Source organism: Flavicella sp., assembly GCF_037132785.1.
Lineage (GTDB): Bacteria > Bacteroidota > Bacteroidia > Flavobacteriales > Flavobacteriaceae > Flavicella.
Genome location: NZ_JBAHZZ010000007.1, coordinates 21,225 through 41,500, shown reverse-complemented (window position 1 = coordinate 41,500; position 20,276 = coordinate 21,225). Strand labels below are relative to the sequence as shown.

Genomic DNA, 20,276 nt, shown 5'->3' with positions numbered 1-20,276 from the left:
AAAACTAAAGGAAAATGAACCAAAAAATAGATCCATAACTAACATAAACAATGAAAATAAGAAAAAAAAATATAAATTTTAGATTTAAAAAGTCAAAATTGAAATCTAAAACTGAAAAGAGCATTATGCAACGGTCTTATATTGTTTCTCTTGTATGGAATAATCAAAGCTTAAAATAACCGTCTTGAATTCAAGATCTCCATTCAGAATTACCTTCTTTGGTTTTATACTTTTTAAATACTGTAATAATTCATTCGCATTACAACCCAATGTTCCCAAATGAATATCTGAAAGAACCAATACATCAATTTTTCGCTTCTTTTTTTTAGTCATGTATCTATCCTGAAAAAATTTAGTAATTTCAATCTTACAAAATAAAGGCGCATATATTAAGTAAGCGTTTGATAAACGACAAAAAACTATTAACAAACAAAAGGCCCAATACAAATGTATTGAGCCTTCTGTTAAATTTAATCTAAAATCTTATCCTCCAAAATCGTCAAAACGAACATTTTCTGGTGGGACTCCAAAATCATCACACATTTTAACAACCGCTTGGTTCATCATCGGTGGTCCACAGAAATAAAATTCTATATCTTCTGGTGCGTCATGAGTTTCTAGATAATTATCAATTAATGCCTGGTGTACGAATCCAACAAATCCATCCCCATCATCATCAACATCTTTTTTAACTTTCCAGTTATCCTCTTCCATAGGTTCTGATAACACTAAATGCATTTTAAAGTTAGGAAACTCTTTCTCCAAAGCTTCAAAATAATGCAAATAGAACAACTCTCGTTTAGAGCGTCCACCATACCAGTAAGACACTTTACGTCCAGTTTTCATAGTATGGAACAATTCGTATAAATGAGATCGCATTGGAGCCATACCAGCTCCACCTCCAACATAAATCATTTCAGCATCGGATTCATTGATAAAGAATTCACCATAAGGTCCAGAAATTGTTACTTCATCACCAGGTTTACAGTTAAAAATATAAGAAGACGCTACTCCTGGATTTACATCCATCCATCCACCCTTCGCTCTATCAAAAGGAGGACAAGCCACACGAACATTCAACATAATATTACGACCTTCTGCAGGATATGAAGCCATAGAATACGCTCTTTCAACCGTATCATTGTTTTTCATCACCAATGGCCATAACTTAAATTTACCCCACTCTTCTAGGAATTTATCTGGTTCTCCTGGGTGATCTTTAGGATGTGCAGTAATATCCATATCAGAAAACTTCACCTCTGTCTTAGGAATTTCAATTTGGATATATCCACCCGCTTTGTAATTCATATCTTCAGGAATCTCTACAACAAACTCTTTAATAAAAGAAGCAACATTATAATTAGAAACCACCGTTGCTTTCCATTTCTTAATTCCAAAAATTTCTTCAGGAATAGAAATATCCATATCATTTTTCACCTTCACCTGACATCCCAAACGGATACCTGAAGCCAACTCTTTACGAGTAAAATGAGGTGTTTCCGTCGGTAAAGCTTCACCTCCACCAGAATGCACATGACATTCACATTGGATACAAGTTCCACCTCCACCACAGGCTGATGGTAAAAATATTTTTTCACTTCCTAGAGTTCCCAATAAAGAGTCTCCCGTTTCTACTTCAATCGTTTTTTTTCCGTTGATCGTAATTTTTACTTTTCCAGAAGGAAGTAATTTTGCCTTTGCTATCAATAAAACAGATGTCAAAATTAAAATTACTACTAAAAACACGATAATACTTACTACTATAGTCATCTATATAATCTTAGTTGTTTATAATTTGATTCCTGAGAAACTCATAAATCCTATCGCCATTAAACCAGTAATGATAAATGTAATTCCCAATCCTCTTAATGGAGCAGGTACATTAGAATAGGCTATTTTCTCACGGATTGCAGCAATTGCTAAAATTGCTAAAAACCATCCAATTCCTGAACCTAAACCATATACTAAAGATTCTCCAACATTAGAGAAATCTTTTTGTTGCATAAATAATGAACCCCCTAAAATCGCACAGTTTACTGCAATCAATGGTAAGAAGATACCCAATGCTCCATATAATGCAGGTGCAAAGCGTTCAACTATCATTTCAACCAACTGTACCATAGAAGCAATTACAGCAATAAACATAATAAAACTTAAGAAACTTAAGTCAATTGAAGCATATTCTGGTCCTAACCATTGTAAAGCTCCTGCCTTTAATAAATATGTATCCAACAAGAAGTTTACTGGAACTGTAACCACCAATACGAAGATTACTGCAGCTCCTAACCCTACTGCTGTATTTACTGTTTTAGACACCGCTAAGTATGAACACATTCCTAAGAAATATGCAAATACCATATTGTCAATAAAAATACTTTTTACGAAAATGTTAATATATTCCATCTTGTATCTTTTATTAGTTTTCTATTAATTTTCTATTCTTTGATCTTTGTATCCAAATAATGATTCCCACAGTAATCAATGCCATTGGTGCCAATAACATAAAACCATTATTCTCATATCCCATTGCATATAGCCCGGTAGAATCTGCCAAGGTTTTTGCTTTATGCCCTAATACTTCAAATCCAAATAATTTCCCAGACCCTAACAATTCTCTAAAGAATGCAATTATTACCAAGATCATACCATAACCAGCACCGTTCCCTACTCCATCTAAAAAAGATTTCCAAGGTCCGTTTGCCAATGCAAATGCCTCCAAACGTCCCATAACAATACAGTTGGTAATAATCAATCCTACAAATACTGAAAGTTCTTTACTTACATCATATGCGTAAGCTTTTAAAATTTGGTCTACTAAAATCACCAAAGAAGCAACAATCAACAATTGAACGATGATACGTATACGACCTGGTATTAAGTTTCTTAATAAAGATACAATTACATTACTCGCGATAATAACGAATAATACTGCTATAGACATAACCAAGACAGGCTTTAATTGTACCGTAATTGCCAATGCAGAACAAATACCGAGTACCTGTACTGAAATTGGGTTGTTATCATTTAACGGATCAGACAATAACGCTTTATTTTGTTTAGAAAACAATGGTTCTTTTTCCTCTGCCATGATTAATTATTTTTAAAATATGGTAAATAACGTGCCAATCTTTCTTGCACCATCTTCGAAACCCCATCACAGGTAATTGTACCTCCTGAAATAGCATCTACTCCATGAGCATCACCTTTTTTAGCGCCTCCTTTTACTGCTTTTACTGAAACAAAATTATCCATAGTAAAGCCAGCATTTGCATCTTTCAATAAAGTTTTACCCGCAAATTGATCTTGAAACCAATCCGTATTAATTTCAGCACCTAATCCAGGTGTTTCTGCTTTATGTCCGAAATTAATACCAATAATTGTGTTTTTATCAGCCCCTAAAGCTACATAGCCCCAAATAGCATCCCAAAGACCAGCTCCATACAAAGGAACTATATAGAATGTTTTACCATCTTTCTCTGCTATGTACAAAGGAAAACGTTGCTCTTCGTCACTTTTTTTAATTTCTTTTTTTAAATTTAAGGTAAAGGCATTGGCTTCTGTATCAACAGTACCATCCACTTTTAAAGCCATCTCCTTTTTGATATATTTATTATACTCTACTTCAGCATCATCTCTTGAAACTTCAGTAATACCAATCGTTCCTAAAATGTTTTGCATTTTTTCTGCTTTTACGTTTTTTTCTTGCAATGGCTTTAAGCTAGTCGCTGTAAATGCCAATACTCCAGCAATTATAGTCACCATAATGATTGCAAATATAAACGTATATGCGTTGCTATTTTTATCCATATCTAAGCTATTTCTAAATTATTTTTTTTACGTTTTTTACGACGTTTGATATTTCCTTCCACTATATAATGGTCAATAGTTGGAGCAAATACATTCATCAGTAAAATTGCCATCATCATTCCTTCTGGGTAAGCACCATTGAATACACGAATCATAATAGTTAAAAAACCAATTAAGAACCCGTAAATCCATTTTCCTTTCTCCGTTTGTGCAGCAGAGACTGGGTCTGTTGCCATAAACACAACACCAAAAGCAAATCCACCTACCAATAAGTGTTGCCACCAAGGAAAATTCATCAAGGCATTATTGGTTAAATGAGTAGCACCTATATAATTAAACAACAACCCCATCAAAGCACCACCAATAAGAGAACCTGCCATTATTTTCCAGCTTGCAATTCCAGTAAATAATAAAAGAGCAGCTCCTATTAAAATCATCAAAATAGATGTTTCACCAACTGAACCAGGAATATATCCCATGAACATTTCCAAAACACTGTAACCTGCTTCTCTATTTTGAGCTAAAGACCCTAAAATAGTTTCTCCTGAGATTGCATCTACAGTAGCTGCATCCGCTACCCAAACCTTATCCCCTGACATGTTAGGTGCATATGAGAAGAAAGCAAAAGCACGAGCTACCAAAGCAGGATTTAAAATATTCATTCCTGTACCTCCAAATGCTTCTTTACCGATTAATACAGCAAATGCCACTGACAAACCAAGCATCCATAAAGGTAGATCAATTGGCATAATCAAAGGAATCAGCATTCCGGACACTAAATAGCCTTCGTTAATATCATGTCCTCTAAAAACACCAAATGCGAATTCAATTCCCAAACCAACACCGTACGATACTACAACCATTGGTAAGAATTTTACAGAACCGTAAATTAAATAATCTACAAAAGTTCCAGCTTCTCCGAGTTGTGAAAAGTGTTGGTATCCTATATTCCACATCCCAAAGATTAAAGCAGGTACTAAAGCTAGCACTACTGTAATCATGACGCGTTTCAAATCGACACCATCTCTAATATGTGCACCTTGCTTTGTTGTATGATTTGGCACGAACATTAACGTATCAAATGCATTAAAAGCCGGAGCAATTTTTTCATACTTTCCTCCTTTATCAAAAAGAGGTTTGTATCTATCGAATGTATTTCTAATAAATTTCATTATCCTACTTCGTTTATCATTATGTCTAAACCTTCTCTAATGATTGTTTGAGCTTCTATTTTAGAAGAACTCGTATAATCAATCAAAGCAAAATCTTCAGGAGCTACTTCGTAAATCCCTAAATTTTCCATTTTTTCGATATCCTTAGCTAATACAGCTTTGATCAACTGCATTGGGAAAATATCGATAGGCATTACTTTTTCCATTTCTCCTGTAACCACTATAGCACGTTCTTCTCCTTGAAGGTTTGTATTTAACGTGTATTCTTTATTTGGAAATAAGTAGGAGAAAGAAGTTTTAGATGCGCTATGAATGCTACCGCTTCCTAAGAACGGAAACCATCCCATAAATCTATGTATATTTCCTTCTGGAATGACTGAGACCATATTGTCATAAAACCCTAAGAAATTAGCTATAGAGGTAACCTTATCACCTGTTAATACATTTCCAGAAATAACTCTTACATTATCTTTATTTATTTTCCCTTCTAACAGGCTACCTAAATTTTGACCTGCTGTAACAGAATAGTATTGAGGAGCATTTACTTCAGAACCTGCCAAAGCAATAACTCGATTTGGCTTATATTCTCCTGTTAAAAACAAATTACCGAGTATTGTAACATCTTGCGCATTTACCGTCCAAACTCTTTCCCCTTGATTCACAGGAGAAATTTTAGAAATCTGAACACCAACATTACCCGCAGGATGCTTTCCTTTTACATTTATAAGCTCAACATTTTCAACTTTATTAAAAAACGAAGCAGCTTCGTTAACTGAAAGATATACTTTCCCTTTAGTTAATTTTGTAAGAGCATTAATTCCAGCTTGAAAAGCAGCTTCTTGTCCTTTTAATGCAAAAGCATAGTTAGGAGCTAAAGGAGCTGTATCAAATGAAGACACAAAAATTGCTTTAGCATCATCTGCAGGATTTGCAATCACGTCATAAGGACGTTGATTTACAAAACTCCAACAACCACTTTCTAATATTTTAGATAGCACTTGTTCTTTAGAAAGCCCTAATGGATCTTCTTTACCAAAATCTTTAAATTGATCTTCAGATTTAGCTTCAATTATTACAGCTAAAATCCTTCTTTTGGCTCCTCTTTTAATCTCTGATACGATTCCCGAAACAGGAGACGTAAATTTAATCTGGTCATTTGATTTTGAATAAAACAAAACATCACCCACAGAAACCTCTGTTCCGACTTTTACAGCCATCTTAGGTATGATTCCATGAAAATCTTTTGGTTGAATTGCAAAAATCCCAGAACGAGGAACTACAGAAATGGTCTCTTCTGCCTTGCCTTTAAGCTTAATGTTTAAGCCTTTTTTTACTCGAATGTCTTCTGACATATTTAGAATTTAAGTTAATCTGTTTTAAAACAAGCAAATTTAAATAATTAGATGTTTTTTTTAGCAAATAAGCCTCTTTATATTAGGAACCTCTAATTGTTTATAATGATTATAAATAAAGATTCGAGAATCTTTTATAAAATTAAAAAATAATTAAATTTAACTCAACAAAAAACCAATATACTTAGTTTTTCATCAACAAAACAGAAGACAAAATTTTAGTAGTTGATCAATTTATATTCTTATCTTTGTATAAGTAAAAAAACTTTATCATTTTGAATTCTATAAAAAAGCTGTTCCTAACATCCATAATAACCTGTGTATCAGGTGTTTTGTTTTCTCAAAATTTCACTGCTGAATTTATTAAATCAGTAACATTCAATACCCAAGAAAACATCAACCCAATAATTCAACTTGGAAAAACGCTTAAAATAGGCTTTGATGACCTTGAAGCTGATCAAAAAAGCTACAAATATATTATCCAACATTGCAATTATAATTGGGAAATTTCGAATTTACAAAGTACCGAATACATCAACGGATTTCAATCATTTGAAATTCTTGATATGGAAAACTCTTTTGGGACGTATCAAAATTACACACACCATAAATTTGAAATACCTAATAGGAATACTCGTATTAAAATAAGTGGTAATTTTCTACTGACGATTTTAAATGACGACGACGAGATATGTATTCAAAGACGATTTGTTTTGTATGAATCTCAAATTTCCATCATCGGAAAAGTCGTAAGAGATAGGAGTTTAAAAAACATAGATAAAAAACAGGTTGTCAACTTTTCTATTATCCATCCCAATGTCAACATCAACAACCCTTCTAAAGATCTTAAGGTTGTTATTTTACAAAATAATGACTGGAATTTAACAAAACTAGATATAAAACCACAATATTATAAAAAGAACGAAATTGTATACAATTACAATGCCGAAACTAGTTATTTCGGAAGTAATGAGTTTTTAAATTTTGACACAAAAAACTTCAATGCAACCAACGTAAACATAGTAAAAAGTGTTATTGAAGATCATTACTACCAAACATATCTTTACCCAAACCAGCCAAGAAATTATTTACCCTATACTTATTATCCAGACATCAATGGAGGCTTTGTAATCCGAACCTTAAATGGCACTGAATCAACAGTAGAAAGTGAATATACTAATGTTCGTTTTCACCTTAAAGCTACTAAAAACCTCGAGAAAAATGAATCCATTTATATCTATGGAGCCTTTAATAATTATGCCTTTACCGAGCAAAACAGATTAAAGTTAAACAAAAAAACAAATTACCTCGAAACCGAAATGTTATTTAAACAAGGCTTCTATAATTATATTCACGTAATAAAAGATAAGGATAAAGAACTTGATACTATAACAGTTGACGGCTCTTATCAAGAAACAGAAAACAATTACACCATCTTAGTTTACTACCAACCTTTCGGAGAGAGAATACAAAAAATCGTAGGATACAGTATAATTAACAGCAAAAATTAATCCTTTATCGTTTCATAACTTGATAAACGTTAAAATCAATTCCTTTATTCTTTAATTTTTACTTATATTTAAAAATATAAAACTATTTCTTGTGATAGAACAAATAACAAAAGGAATTAAAATATCCGTGCTTACCAACTATGAAGGTATGCATTCTCAAAACGAGAATGAAATGTACTTGTTTAGCTACTTTATCACAATTGAAAACCAAGGAAACGACACCGTTCAGTTGTTATCGAGAAAATGGGAAATATTTGACTCCATGGCAAACAAAGAAATTGTTATTGGAGATGGTGTTATTGGTCAAATTCCTGTCCTAGATCCCAATGAAAAATACACTTACAGGTCTAACTGTTTATTACATTCCTCAATTGGCGCAATGAAAGGACACTTCAATATGGTCAATTTCACTTCAAAAACTACATTTAAAGTTATGATTCCTAATTTCCAACTAATGATGATTGGGAATTTAAACTAGTTATTCGTCTTTTCGATAAAACCGATACACTTTATTGTTTTGTTTTAATAGGCAGATTTTACAATTTGAACCGTACTGAAATTCAAACGGATCTTGAGCGGAAAAACCTTTATCAATTGAAATAAAATCAGCTGCTAAATCTATTTCTCCATTATAGTTTCTCCTCTTAATATAATACAAGTTCTCTGTTCCTAGTTTCTCCCTCAATTCAAACCACGCCCCACTTCCAATCCCTCCTAGCCATTGTCCATTTGGAGAAACATACTTTTCAGTATTTGGCTCTATTGAACCACGTATACATACTTCTTGCGGCACTTTTGAAAATAAATATTTTTTATGTTCTCTTAGCGAAAATTTATTTAAATAAGCACGAACTTCTTGATTTTCCACCTCAAATTTACATTGATATTTTGAACTACCTCTTAACACATTACTTATAGGACTCGGTGTTAATATGCAACTCAATTTCAATTTTCTAAGAATTTTATTATTTGTTGTTGACGCTATTAATGTATCAGTTACAAAACGAGCACAATTACTACCTTCCTTTATAAAAGCACCATAAAGCACTTCACCTTTATCCTGAAGCCTTCTGATAAAGTCTAACGCTTTGTCATAATCTATTTCTGAATTAACTCCGGCAACTAGCCTTCCTTCTCCATGAGTCTTATCAGGGTTTTTATCTAAGTACAACAGAATCTCTTCTAAATTCAATATTTCTTTTCCGTTATGACTTGCTGCTATAGGGATATGTGTTTCGTTGTCGGTTTGCTCAGAACGAACCCTCCCATTTTTATCAGAGGTAATATAGCGACCAAAATCAAAATAACTAATCTTATTTGAACATTTAGACACCAATAACATAGCGGCATGACCTGCCCTCACTTTTTGTCGTCCTCCAACACCAAATAAGGGCCATATTTTACTTATCAACTCTCCATTAGCCGTCTGAACAATTACCTCAGGATAAGCTATAATTACGATAAAACCAGTATTCCTATCCATTTAGAGCCACTTGAAATCTACATGAAAACAAATCAATCGTTTGTGCTTTACCCGTTAACAAGTCAAGATAATACATAGATAAGTTATTTCCTTCCTTTTTTATTGACGTAATACTAGTGGTTTCTATATCTGATCTTTTCATTTTTATGGAAATTTCTTTAGACACTAAATTCTCGTTTTTATGAAAACTTAAAACATCCTGCTGTGTTGCAGCTGGGAATTCTTTTTCAAAATCTTGGAACCAAGTCTTTCGAACTGCTTTTGTAGGTTTGTCATATAATGTTGAAGAAGACCATATTTTAGAACTATTAGATAATATACGGATATCTTTTTTTACACCGTCCCAAATCAACTCAATACAAATTGGCATAAAAGACCAATCAATCGTAATCAAAGTAAAAGGTTCCACTCCTTCTAATACAAGATCTTCAATCGCCCATTTGGCATTTTCAGCTTCTAATACTTCCTGAACGACCAACCCTCTACTATAAGCATAAGGTCCTTTCGATTCGTGAGCTTCGTACGCTCCATTTAACAGACATACCAATCTTTCATCTTCAGAAATAGCAATCCATGTTCCTCCAAATTTCTTGTCTTTTGGATACAAAAAACGAACACCATTTTTTTCATAAAACTCAGGTTCTAAAGCTTTTCTTTCTGATTGTTCATCCCTGCTAGAAGTAAAAATAAAATCGCCATTATTATTTGGCAAATAGGTAACTGTACACATAAACGTGATTTAAAATAAATTATTGAAATGTCTTTGTCACAAAAACAAAGTAAAATTTCACTTAGATCAAAAATAACAAAATACTTAACATCTCCAATAAAATAATAATCTATTTCCTATTTCATTTCCTATTTAATCCTAACTTTGCTTTTTATTAATTTTTTATACATTAAATGAAAAGAGTAGAAGCTCGTTACACTCTTAAAGATTTTCGACTCTTTAAATCACAAGTTCTTGCCTGGTCTCAACAATTTGAATCTGTTGTTTGGCTAGATTCAAACCATCATCAAGAAAAACACTCACAATTCGAGGCTGTTCTTGCCTTCGGTGAAAACTCTCATTTAAAATCGGATTTCCACAATGCTTTTGACAAATTAAAAAGGTACCAATCTGAAGTTAATGATTATATTTTTGGTTATTTAGGCTACGATTTAAAGAATGATGTTGAAGAATTAGTATCTGAAAACGAAGATAACCTAGGATTCCCTGATTTGTATTTCTTTCAACCTAAAAAACTTCTTTTTATATCAGATCATACCGTAACTTTTAAATATCTACATACCTTTCGAGATGAAATAGCAACAGACTTTGAGTTAATCTCTAATTTCACATTAAACACACTCGAAGAAAACACATCAAATTCTAATATTAAATTACGAATTCACAAAGATACATATCTACAAAAAGTATCTACTATTTTAAATAATATCCACCACGGTGATCTATATGAGGTTACATTTTGTCAAGAATTTTATTCTGAGAACACAAATATCAACCCTCTAAAGGTTTATAAAAACCTCAATGAGATTTCAAAAGCTCCTTTTGCTACTTTTTTAAAAATCAACGAACTTTATTTATTATCTGCTTCCCCAGAACGCTACTTAAAAAAAACAGGACAAAAGGTGATTTCACAGCCTATAAAAGGAACTGCCAAACGCTCTAATTCTAAAACAGAAGACAACAAATTAAAAGACAACCTTAAAAAGAATCCTAAGGAAAGAGCAGAAAACATAATGATAGTAGATCTTGTAAGAAATGATTTGTCAAAAATTTCCGTTAAAGGCAGTACAGAAGTTGAAGAACTTTGCGGTATTTATAGCTTTTTGCAAGTACACCAAATGATTTCTACTATTACTACACTAATTCCAAAAGAAATTCACCCTGTAGATATTATAAAAAACACATTTCCAATGGGAAGTATGACTGGTGCACCCAAAATTGCCGCCATGAAGGTCATTGAAAAAGAGGAAGAAACTAAAAGAGGTTTGTACTCTGGTTCTGTAGGTTATTTTTCACCTTTAGGAGATTTTGATTTTAATGTAATTATTAGAAGTATACTTTATAATCAAAAAAAAAAATATGTATCCTTTTCAGTTGGAGGCGCTATAACTTCTTTAGCAATTCCAGAAAAAGAACTCGAAGAGTGTTTATTAAAAGCGAAAGCCATGAGAGAGGTTTTGATATAGTAGCAAATGTTAAACACTATAATTTATCATAATACCTTATCTTTGACACAAAGAGTTTTCTGTATGAAAAATAAATTTTATTACTCGTGCTAAAGAGATTTCAAAAACACCTAGATAAGAATTTCCCCTGTCTATATAAAAGCAAATTACTTATTGCCTGTTCTGGTGGATTAGACAGCACCGTTTTAGCACATCTTTTCCAAAAATCCAACTTTAATTTTTCGCTAGCTCATTGCAACTTTACACTTAGAGCTAAAGAAAGTGACAAAGACGAATCATTTGTAAAAAACCTTGGAAGTTTTCTAAACTGCAATGTTTACTCCATAAAATTCAAAACTAACGAGTATGCAAATGAAAACAAACTTTCAATTCAAATGGCTGCCCGTGAGTTGCGCTATTCATGGTTCGAAAAAATCGTTAAAAAGCACAAACTCAACTACACTTTAACCGCACACCATAAGGATGATGTTCTTGAAACATTCTTAATCAATTTCACTAGAGGAACTGGTTTAGACGGATTAACAGGAATTCCAGAAGTTAACGGACATGTTATTAGACCGTTACTTCCCTTTACTAGAAAGGAAATCCAAGATTATGCCGAAAAAAATAAAATCCTTTGGAGAGAAGACGTAAGCAACAGTTCTATCAAATATTTCAGAAATAAAATCAGACATCAAATTGTTCCCCTTTTAAAAGAATTGAATCCTAATTTTTTTAAATCCTTTGATAACACTTTAAACAATTTACAAGACTCAAAAACTTTAGTTCAAGAAAGAATTGACGAGCTCAATAAAAAATTAATAAGTAAAAATAAAGACGGGACTCTTAGTATTTCTATTCCAGAAATTCTCAATTTAAAGGATATAAAAGCAAATATTTACGAAATTTTAAAACCTTTTGGTTTTATAAACTGGAAGGATATAAACAGTATATTGAAGGCACAAACCGGCAAACAATTAATTTCTAAATCACATCGTCTTCTTAAAAACCGAGACGAACTTATCATTAGCTCCATTGAAAAAGTGACTGATACCATCTATGAAATACCCGAAAAAGCAAAATCTATATCAAAACCTATTCCTTTAAAATTTAAAAACGTAGAAGAACCTGAGAAATTTTCAAACAACAAGGCTTATATTGATAAAGAAAAGTTAAACCACACACTTCATGTAAGGAAATGGAAAAAAGGGGACTATTTTTACCCTATTGGAATGAATGGGAAAAAGAAGTTGAGTAATTTCTTTAAAGACTCTAAAATGTCACTTCTTGAAAAAGAAGCAACATGGTTGTTGTGTGATGGTGATCATATTGTTTGGATAATTGGAAACCGAATGGATAATCGATATAAGATTACATCAAAAACCATCTCTATTTTAGAAATTACATTAGTCATATAAAACGTCGTATATAATATTGATCAAATACAAAAAATGAAAAAACATTTATTTTTATTACTTTATATAATTGGTTTTACCACATTATCATTCGGACAAGAGAGCACAATTTCTTGGGAAACTTCAATTACTACACAGTCAGAAACCGAATACACACTTATTTTCAAAGCTAGCTTAAAAGAGGGCTGGCATCTCTATTCTCAACATGTACCTGAGGGAGGTCCTTTAGCAACTGTATTTACCTTCGAAAAAGAAAACATTGACTATCAATTAATAGATAAAACTGAAGAAAGTATTACCCATAGTTCTTATGAAGAAATTTTTGAAATGGAGACTTCCTATTTTGAAAAACAAGCTATCTTTAAACAAAAAATAAAACTGCTTACTCCAGAAACACAAAGTATTCAAGTTTCAGCAGCTTACCAAACTTGTGACGATCAGGCTTGTACATTTGAACCTGGAGAAATTCTTACTTTTAATCTAACCGATAAAGTTATTGCTGCCACAACAAAAAACATCAGCGACCAAAGTATCAAACTGTCGCAGGGATTAGATTTAAACATTACTAATAAATCTGAATTTCTTGAATCTACTAGCGACAACAAATCAAACAAAAAAGGACTTACTACTATATTTTTACTCGGTTTTTTTGGTGGACTTATTGCGCTTCTAACTCCTTGTGTTTTTCCAATGATACCTCTTACGGTATCATTTTTCACCAAACAATCAGCAACTAAGAAAAAAGGAATTAGTAATGCTTTACTTTATGGATTCTTTATAAGTTTTATCTATTTATTACTGAGTTTACCTTTTCATTTTTTAGATTCATTAGATCCGGAAATATTAAATAACATATCAACCAATGTATGGCTTAATGTTGTCTTTTTTATAATATTCATCATCTTTGCCTTTTCCTTTTTTGGCTATTTTGAAATTACATTACCCCACTCTTGGTCAGATAAAATGGACTCCGCTTCGGATTTAGGGGGAATCATCGGCACCTTTTTTATGGCACTTACCTTAGCTATAGTATCCTTTTCATGTACTGGACCTATATTGGGTTCATTATTAGTTGGAGCCTTATCTTCAGACGGAGGAGCTATGCAGCTTACTTTTGGTATGGTTGGGTTTGGTACTGCTTTAGCACTGCCTTTTACATTATTTGCCTTGTTTCCTAATTGGTTAAACACATTACCAAAATCAGGTGGTTGGCTAAATACTGTTAAAGTGATTCTTGGCTTTTTAGAAATTGCTTTGGCTCTAAAATTCTTATCCAACGCCGACATGGTTCAGCATTGGGGATTGCTAAAAAGAGAGGTTTTTATTGGAGCTTGGATTATTATTTTTACAGGCTTAGCATTATATGCATTTGGAAAGATAAAATTCCCTCATGATACAGCCTTGAAAAGGCTTAGTTTAGGTAGAAAACTAACAGGAATCACCTCTGCTGTTTTTACTATATACCTAATCTCTGGTTTATTCTTCAATACTTCCTTGTCATTATTAAGCGGTTTTGCACCTCCTAAATTTTACAGCATCTATAAGACAAAAACAGATTGTCCTTTAGACCTAAATTGTTTTAAAGATTTTGAGGAAGGATTAGCATATGCAAAAGAACAAAACAAACCTATTTTATTAGACTTTACTGGATGGGCCTGTGTAAACTGTCGAAAAATGGAAGAAAATGTATGGAGTGATCCACAGGTTTATGCTGAACTTGAGAAATTTGTATTGATCTCTTTATATGTTGACGACCGCAAACAACTCCCTGAAGAACAACAATTTGACTTCCAAAAACCAAACGGAAAAATAAAAAGTATAAAAACAATAGGTTCTAAATGGGCTACTTTACAAACTATTAATTTCAACACAGCTTCACAACCTTTTTATATTCAATTATCCACCGAAATGGAATTATTAAATCATCCTGAAAGCTATACAGATACCAAAACTTATCTAACTTGGCTTAAGGACGGCTTATCAAGAAATCATTAATGATCTAAATACCAATTAAACAAATCTACTTTAATACCAAAAGTAAACCAAGTGGTTTGATCTTCTTCAAAATCAGTGGTTACTGTTTCGGGCGAAAATTGTCTATAAACAATTCCGGTAAACACTTTTAAATCTGTCAGTGGATTTATTAGATAGGACACTTGTAAATCTGTATTTAAGATGGTCGCCTTTGCACCTTGACCTATTTTATTATCGTAATCCTGAACTCTTGTATCATAAGGCTCATAAATATCACCTCCATAATTTAAACCATCAGAATCAAACCCTTTTAGTCCGTAAATTATTTTTAAGTTAGCAGCCCATCTATCTTTAGTATATCTATTTATCAAAACCATTTCTCTAAAGTTGGCACCCCAAGGATGGGCAATTTCCTCTCCAAAATGACCATAGTTATAAATTGGAGAGCCATGTGAAAACGTATAAGGTCTGATCATATTATATTCTAATTGTAAATACAAGTTTTTTACTTTAAAAGCATCAAAATACTTAGCTCCTATTTGGAAGGCGTATTTATTCCCCCAATAACCGTTTTGGGCTTTTATTTCTTCTAAGGTAAACTCATCTAAGACTAACTGAGAATACATAGAAATACTTTTTGAAAACTTATACATAGCATTGATTCCTAACACCGAACTTCCAGCATCTTCACCTCTATTAAACTCCAAAGATTTATAAAATATAATGGGATTTAAAAAATCCATTTCCATTGCACCAGATCTTGTATTGTCTATAATTGTCGATTCAAATAATCCTATATTTAATCTTTTATTTATATTGATGCTCAAATGATGTGAAGCGACATATTTTCTAGCATGAGCATCACCAACTCGAACTTCATTTCGAATATCAGTCATCCACATCAATAAGTTTGTGTATTGAATCTTCCAAAAGTTAGTAGTAATTTTAAAATATGGATACGGTGAAGCAACATCAGAAACCATCATAGATCGATATCCATCACCAATAAAATTTTTACCCTGACCTAATTGAAAAACAAAAAATTCGTTTGGTTTATATGCAAAATATCCTTCTGAAACAGGAAAATCATAAGAATTTTCCTTAAAACCTTTTGCTTTCCCTCGTCCGAAAACCAAACCATCTGATGAGAAAGTTTTTTTCTCCCATTCGTCAATACCATCATTGACGTATTGAGCAAACCGACTTTGTGTTTCATATATGGTTGTTGAATAAGAGAACTTGGAACCTAATTCTCCTTGGATTTGCAATATTCTGGAATTCAAAAAAGTATAATCAACATCAGAATTATCTTTTCCTAATTGGACATCTAAAAGTAAATCTGCCGTAAACCAATAATTTTCTCCTTCGACCTTAAACAGATTCTCGTTCCAAAATTTTCTTCCTAGCCATGATGATTTTTTCTTCAAGAATTTGATTTTTTGCGCATCTAAATCCACATAATCCAATACTCTGTTGTACGTATATGGTTTTACAGAAGTATGTACATTATCTCCTTGTATATAATCTCTTTCTATTTGAATATAGCGACTATAATTTAAAGGAATATTCAAATTACTTTGATGTTCCAATATTATCGTTTTTTTATCAGCTGTCAATTCCTTTTTTTCTACAGGCTTTAAAAATGTCACCCTATCTTCTTGCTTTTCTAAATTTACTTCTTTTCTGCTTTTTTTAGGATTTGGAAATTGTAGGGGCATTGAAAAACTCATTTCAACAGCATGACCATTAAACTGCGCAGGCTTCACAATTGACAAGCCTTTAAATGATTTGATTATCTCTGCTTCTAGCTCTTGATAAGGACTATTTACATGGACAACTTGGAATTCACCTGTTTTTGCAACAAAAAACAAAACATTTACTGTTCCTTTAAAATCATCACTGATCACAATATCAGGAACCTTAAAACCCTCTAAAAAATCAATCTTTACCGTAGTATTAAAACATGCTTCTAGCTCACTTAATGTTTTTGACTCACACCCTTTATAAATTGGAAATTTTTGAATCTGAGCGTAGTTTATACCGCAAATAGAAATGAACAAAACAACACAATATATTTTTTTTTTCATAGGATAAGCACCTTTATAATTTAACTACTAAATTATTCTTTAAACTATACTTCCCTTTCGACTCTGGACATACCGCAATAGTATCATCATCAAAACACAAACGATGACCATATTCACTTACCCAACCTATTTGCTTTGATGGATTGCCAACAACTAATGCAAATGGCAATACCTCTTTTACAACAACAGCTCCAGCACCGATCAAAGCATATTCACCAATATCATTACCACAAACTATAGTCGCATTAGCACCTATACTAGCACCTTTTTTTACTCTTGTTTCTACATATTGATTTCTGCGTAATATAGCACTTCTAGGATTGATAACATTTGTAAAAACCATTGAAGGACCTAAGAATACATCATCCTCACATATTACTCCCGTATAAATAGAAACATTATTCTGAACCTTTACGTTCTCACCTAACACAACTTTGGGTGAAATCACAACATTTTGACCGATATTACATCTCTCTCCTATTATACTATCGGACATAATATGACTAAAGTGCCAAATTTTAGTTCCATTTCCGATTTTGCAATTCTCATCTACAACCGAAGTTTCATGCACGAAATATTTCGTATTATTTTTCATGTTTTAGTATCTAATCTTAAATTAAATCTTGGATTTAATGTTGATAATGCAACAAATCGTTCTTGATTATTGATGTTACTAAACTACATTTTTTAGTTCAATCTCCATAATTCTTTCTTAAATTTAAGTAATATAAGCAACTTTTATAAGATTTATATTTTTATTGTTTTTTTCTTAAATTTGAATTCTTTAATAACAAACGGAAGTTTTTAGACGAACTGCCGTTATGGTGTATTATCCCATTCCTGATTGGTCGGATTAATTTTTAAAACGGGTGTATCACCATTAAATGAAAAAATATTTTTAAACAAAAAAAATGATAAATAATGGATGTTAACTTTAAACTTTGGAGTCAAATTAATTTGATTATTATGAAAATGAAAACATGGATATTGCTCATTGTAATATTGATGGCGACTGCTTGTCAAGAAACAGAAAAAAATTATGTTTTTGTGAAAGGGAAAAATATATACTCAGCACAAGGAGAATTATTGCGCCTCAAAGGTGTGAATTTGGGGAATTGGCTAATGCCTGAAGGATATATGTTTAAATTGAACGATTGTAACTCACCACGAAAAATAGATCAAGCCATACGCGAGTTAATAGGGAACAGTGCAACTACAGCTTTTTGGGACTCTTATCTTGATAATTACATTACTGAAGCCGATATAAAGTGGCTATCAGAAACCGGTATAAACACAATACGATTGCCATTTGACTATAGATTATTAACTCATGATGATTATTTGGGAAGAAACATGCATGGGTATAAATACCTAGACAAGACTATTGAATGGTGTGAAAAATATGATCTGTATGTATTACTCGATATGCATGGTGCTCCGGGTGGACAATCTGGTGATAACATAGATAATAGTGATGGTTTCCCATGGTTAATGGTAGATGAAGGAATGAAACAACAAGTATGTATTATTTGGCAAGAGATTGCAAAAAGATATGCAAATAATACTACTGTTTTAGGGTACAACCTATTGAACGAGCCTATTCCTCATTATTTTGAGAAAGATAATCTCAAATCTAATTTAGAACCCCTATATAAGAGAATTACAAAAGCAATAAGAGAGGTAGATAAAAATCATATTGTATTTTTAGGAGGCGCAGTATGGGAGACAGATTTTTCTGTTTTTTCAGAGCCTTTTGATGACAAGTTAGTCTATACATTTCATAAATACTGGATGCCTCCAGTACAAGAGGAAATAAAAGAGTATGTGGATTTTAGAGACAAATATAATGTACCAATATTGATGGGCGAAAGTGGCGAAAATGAAGACGAGTGGATTAAAGAATTTAGAGAGCTCTTGGATAAGAATGTGATTCATTGGACATTTTGGCCATACAAAAAAATGGATAATACACGTAGTCCAATGAACTTTACAAAACCAGATACTTATAACAATTTCACATTATACGCAGAAAGTGACAGAAGTTCATTTAGTAAAATAAGGGCTTTAAAAGATAGTCTTGAAGGAATTAAACCAGAAGAAATAAAGGCATTATTAAATCAATTTGTAGAGAATAGTAAGTTTGAAAATTGTTATCCAAATAAGGGCTATTGCGATGCATTAGGCTTCAATTAATCAACGCATACAATATATAAAAATAATCTTTAAAATAGGAGGCGCACCCATTCATTCCTAGTAAGATAACTAAACCTTGTAATTATAGATTGGTCTAATTACTATAAATACTTTTACGCCAATCATACGCTTAACAGTTTAAGTACTTGAACTTATATTAATTTAATTTTTAAATGACGTAATAATAATTTGGAATATTTTTTATTCAAATAAGCAATAAAATAGAAGCATTGCCCCGTAACGGTTTTGTTTTTGTGTGAAATATGAATGAGAAAAAACGAATTTAATGCGATATTTGAATATTAAAATGATATTACAACACACTTAATCATATAAGATTAAAGCCAAAACAAATTCATACCTAAAAGAGTTTGATATATACTTTTACACAAGACTAAAAAACAGTAACTAAATGGATAATAAAGAAATTTTACACATCTTTTTCCAACGGAAATATTAAAGGAATGCTAGAATGTTATCACAAAGAAATTGTATTTCAAGATCCTGTATTCGGAAAACTAAAAGGAGAAAGAGCCGTTAAAATGTGGGAAATGCTACTTTTTCAAAAAAAAAAGACACCATAATTAACTTTGACAATATTCAAGCAACTCCTGAAAATGGAAAAGTCAATTGGGTAGCAGAGTATCTTTATGGAAACAAAAAAAGAAAAGTTGTTAATCTAGTCAGTGCTAACTTCAAATTCAAAGACAATAAAATTATAGAACATTTTGACACTTTTGATTTATGGAAATGGTCAAGACAGGCGTTCGGTATTCAAGGATTTTTAATTGGATGGACAACTTCTATGAAAAACAAAATTCAACTAACAGCCAACAAAAAATTAAATGAATTTATAAAAAACAACCGTACAAATAACTAAGAACTGAGGTGAAAAACAATCAAAATAACTCAATTTTTGGATCTGTGATTTTAACTCTATCCGCTAGTTTTATAAATATTTTGAAATTGAGAGAATTTTTAATTTTGAAATGTACATAGGTGTAATCCGGTGTCATGAAGCACTTCCTGTATTATGTAAACCTAGAGCTATTCGATTCTCAAATTTAATATATACTTGTTGAATGGTCAAACAAAAATTATATAATG

17 protein-coding genes and 1 pseudogene are annotated in these 20,276 nt (G+C 32.0%); 7 read left to right on the top strand and 11 right to left on the bottom strand.

Features of this window, described 5'->3' with window-relative positions:
• Positions 1–192: 192 nt before the first annotated feature.
• From V5787_RS00605 to V5787_RS00575, 7 genes and pseudogenes are all read right to left on the bottom strand, one after another.
• A pseudogene (locus V5787_RS00605) lies at positions 193–333 on the bottom strand (UDP-2,3-diacylglucosamine diphosphatase); the annotation flags it as partial.
• A gap of 150 nt (positions 334–483) precedes the next feature.
• Complete coding sequence (nqrF, locus tag V5787_RS00600; RefSeq protein ID WP_336891353.1) at positions 484–1,770, bottom strand: NADH:ubiquinone reductase (Na(+)-transporting) subunit F; 1,287 nt, start codon at positions 1,768–1,770, stop codon at positions 484–486.
• 18 nt (positions 1,771–1,788) lie between these two features.
• On the bottom strand, positions 1,789–2,403 hold the full coding sequence (gene nqrE, locus V5787_RS00595; RefSeq protein WP_336891352.1) for an NADH:ubiquinone reductase (Na(+)-transporting) subunit E: 615 nt from the start codon (positions 2,401–2,403) through the stop codon (positions 1,789–1,791).
• A 13-nt stretch (positions 2,404–2,416) separates the two neighbouring features.
• Positions 2,417–3,088: an NADH:ubiquinone reductase (Na(+)-transporting) subunit D gene (locus V5787_RS00590; protein ID WP_336891351.1), complete on the bottom strand. Its 672-nt coding sequence runs from the start codon at positions 3,086–3,088 to the stop codon at positions 2,417–2,419.
• A 2-nt stretch (positions 3,089–3,090) separates the two neighbouring features.
• Positions 3,091–3,807, bottom strand: coding sequence for an NADH:ubiquinone reductase (Na(+)-transporting) subunit C (nqrC, locus tag V5787_RS00585; protein ID WP_336891350.1), 717 nt, complete (start codon positions 3,805–3,807; stop codon positions 3,091–3,093).
• Positions 3,808–3,809: 2 nt separating this feature from the next.
• Positions 3,810–4,979, bottom strand: a complete 1,170-nt coding sequence (locus tag V5787_RS00580) for an NADH:ubiquinone reductase (Na(+)-transporting) subunit B (RefSeq protein ID WP_336891349.1) — start codon at positions 4,977–4,979, stop codon at positions 3,810–3,812.
• Positions 4,979–6,331, bottom strand: a complete 1,353-nt coding sequence (locus V5787_RS00575) for a Na(+)-translocating NADH-quinone reductase subunit A (RefSeq protein ID WP_336891348.1) — start codon at positions 6,329–6,331, stop codon at positions 4,979–4,981. The genes V5787_RS00580 and V5787_RS00575 overlap by 1 nt, the downstream gene beginning before the upstream one ends.
• A 275-nt stretch (positions 6,332–6,606) precedes the next feature.
• Here V5787_RS00575 and V5787_RS00570 point away from each other — a divergent pair, with 275 nt between their 5' ends.
• Positions 6,607–7,842 carry a DUF5103 domain-containing protein gene (locus V5787_RS00570; RefSeq protein WP_336891347.1) on the top strand — a complete coding sequence of 412 codons (1,236 nt, stop codon included), beginning with the start codon at positions 6,607–6,609 and terminating at the stop codon, positions 7,840–7,842.
• A gap of 91 nt (positions 7,843–7,933) precedes the next feature.
• Complete coding sequence (gene apaG, locus V5787_RS00565; RefSeq protein ID WP_336891346.1) at positions 7,934–8,320, top strand: Co2+/Mg2+ efflux protein ApaG; 387 nt, start codon at positions 7,934–7,936, stop codon at positions 8,318–8,320.
• On the opposite strand, the gene V5787_RS00560 is transcribed toward apaG, so the two are convergent.
• Complete coding sequence (locus V5787_RS00560; RefSeq protein ID WP_336891345.1) at positions 8,321–9,325, bottom strand: DUF6695 family protein; 1,005 nt, start codon at positions 9,323–9,325, stop codon at positions 8,321–8,323. It lies immediately after the preceding gene.
• Complete coding sequence (locus V5787_RS00555) at positions 9,318–10,055, bottom strand: NRDE family protein (RefSeq protein WP_336891344.1); 738 nt, start codon at positions 10,053–10,055, stop codon at positions 9,318–9,320. Before V5787_RS00555 ends, V5787_RS00560 begins: the two co-directional genes overlap by 8 nt.
• Positions 10,056–10,228: 173 nt before the next feature.
• Between V5787_RS00555 and V5787_RS00550 the strand changes: the two genes are divergently transcribed.
• From V5787_RS00550 to V5787_RS00540, 3 genes are all read left to right on the top strand, one after another.
• Entirely contained in the window at positions 10,229–11,521 is a 1,293-nt protein-coding gene (locus tag V5787_RS00550; protein ID WP_336891343.1) for an anthranilate synthase component I family protein, read from the top strand.
• 86 nt (positions 11,522–11,607) lie between these two features.
• Positions 11,608–12,918, top strand: a complete 1,311-nt coding sequence (gene tilS / locus V5787_RS00545; RefSeq protein ID WP_336891342.1) for a tRNA lysidine(34) synthetase TilS — start codon at positions 11,608–11,610, stop codon at positions 12,916–12,918.
• A gap of 33 nt (positions 12,919–12,951) precedes the next feature.
• On the top strand, positions 12,952–14,910 hold the full coding sequence (locus V5787_RS00540; RefSeq protein ID WP_336891341.1) for a cytochrome c biogenesis protein CcdA: 1,959 nt from the start codon (positions 12,952–12,954) through the stop codon (positions 14,908–14,910).
• Here V5787_RS00540 and V5787_RS00535 read toward each other — a convergent pair.
• Both V5787_RS00535 and V5787_RS00530 read right to left on the bottom strand, forming a co-directional pair.
• On the bottom strand, positions 14,907–16,976 hold the full coding sequence (locus tag V5787_RS00535) for a gliding motility protein RemB (protein WP_336891340.1): 2,070 nt from the start codon (positions 16,974–16,976) through the stop codon (positions 14,907–14,909). The two genes, V5787_RS00540 and V5787_RS00535, sit on opposite strands and share 4 nt — an antisense overlap.
• A gap of 13 nt (positions 16,977–16,989) precedes the next feature.
• Positions 16,990–17,571, bottom strand: a complete 582-nt coding sequence (locus tag V5787_RS00530) for an acyltransferase (protein WP_336891339.1) — start codon at positions 17,569–17,571, stop codon at positions 16,990–16,992.
• 326 nt (positions 17,572–17,897) lie between these two features.
• On the opposite strand from V5787_RS00530, the gene V5787_RS00525 reads away from it, so the two are divergent.
• The gene (locus tag V5787_RS00525) at positions 17,898–19,169 is read left to right on the top strand and encodes a cellulase family glycosylhydrolase (protein ID WP_336891338.1); all 1,272 of its coding nucleotides are present in this window, start codon (positions 17,898–17,900) and stop codon (positions 19,167–19,169) included.
• Positions 19,170–19,713: 544 nt separating this feature from the next.
• Entirely contained in the window at positions 19,714–20,049 is a 336-nt protein-coding gene (locus V5787_RS00520) for a hypothetical protein (protein WP_336891337.1), read from the top strand.
• Positions 20,050–20,276: the final 227 nt, after the last annotated feature.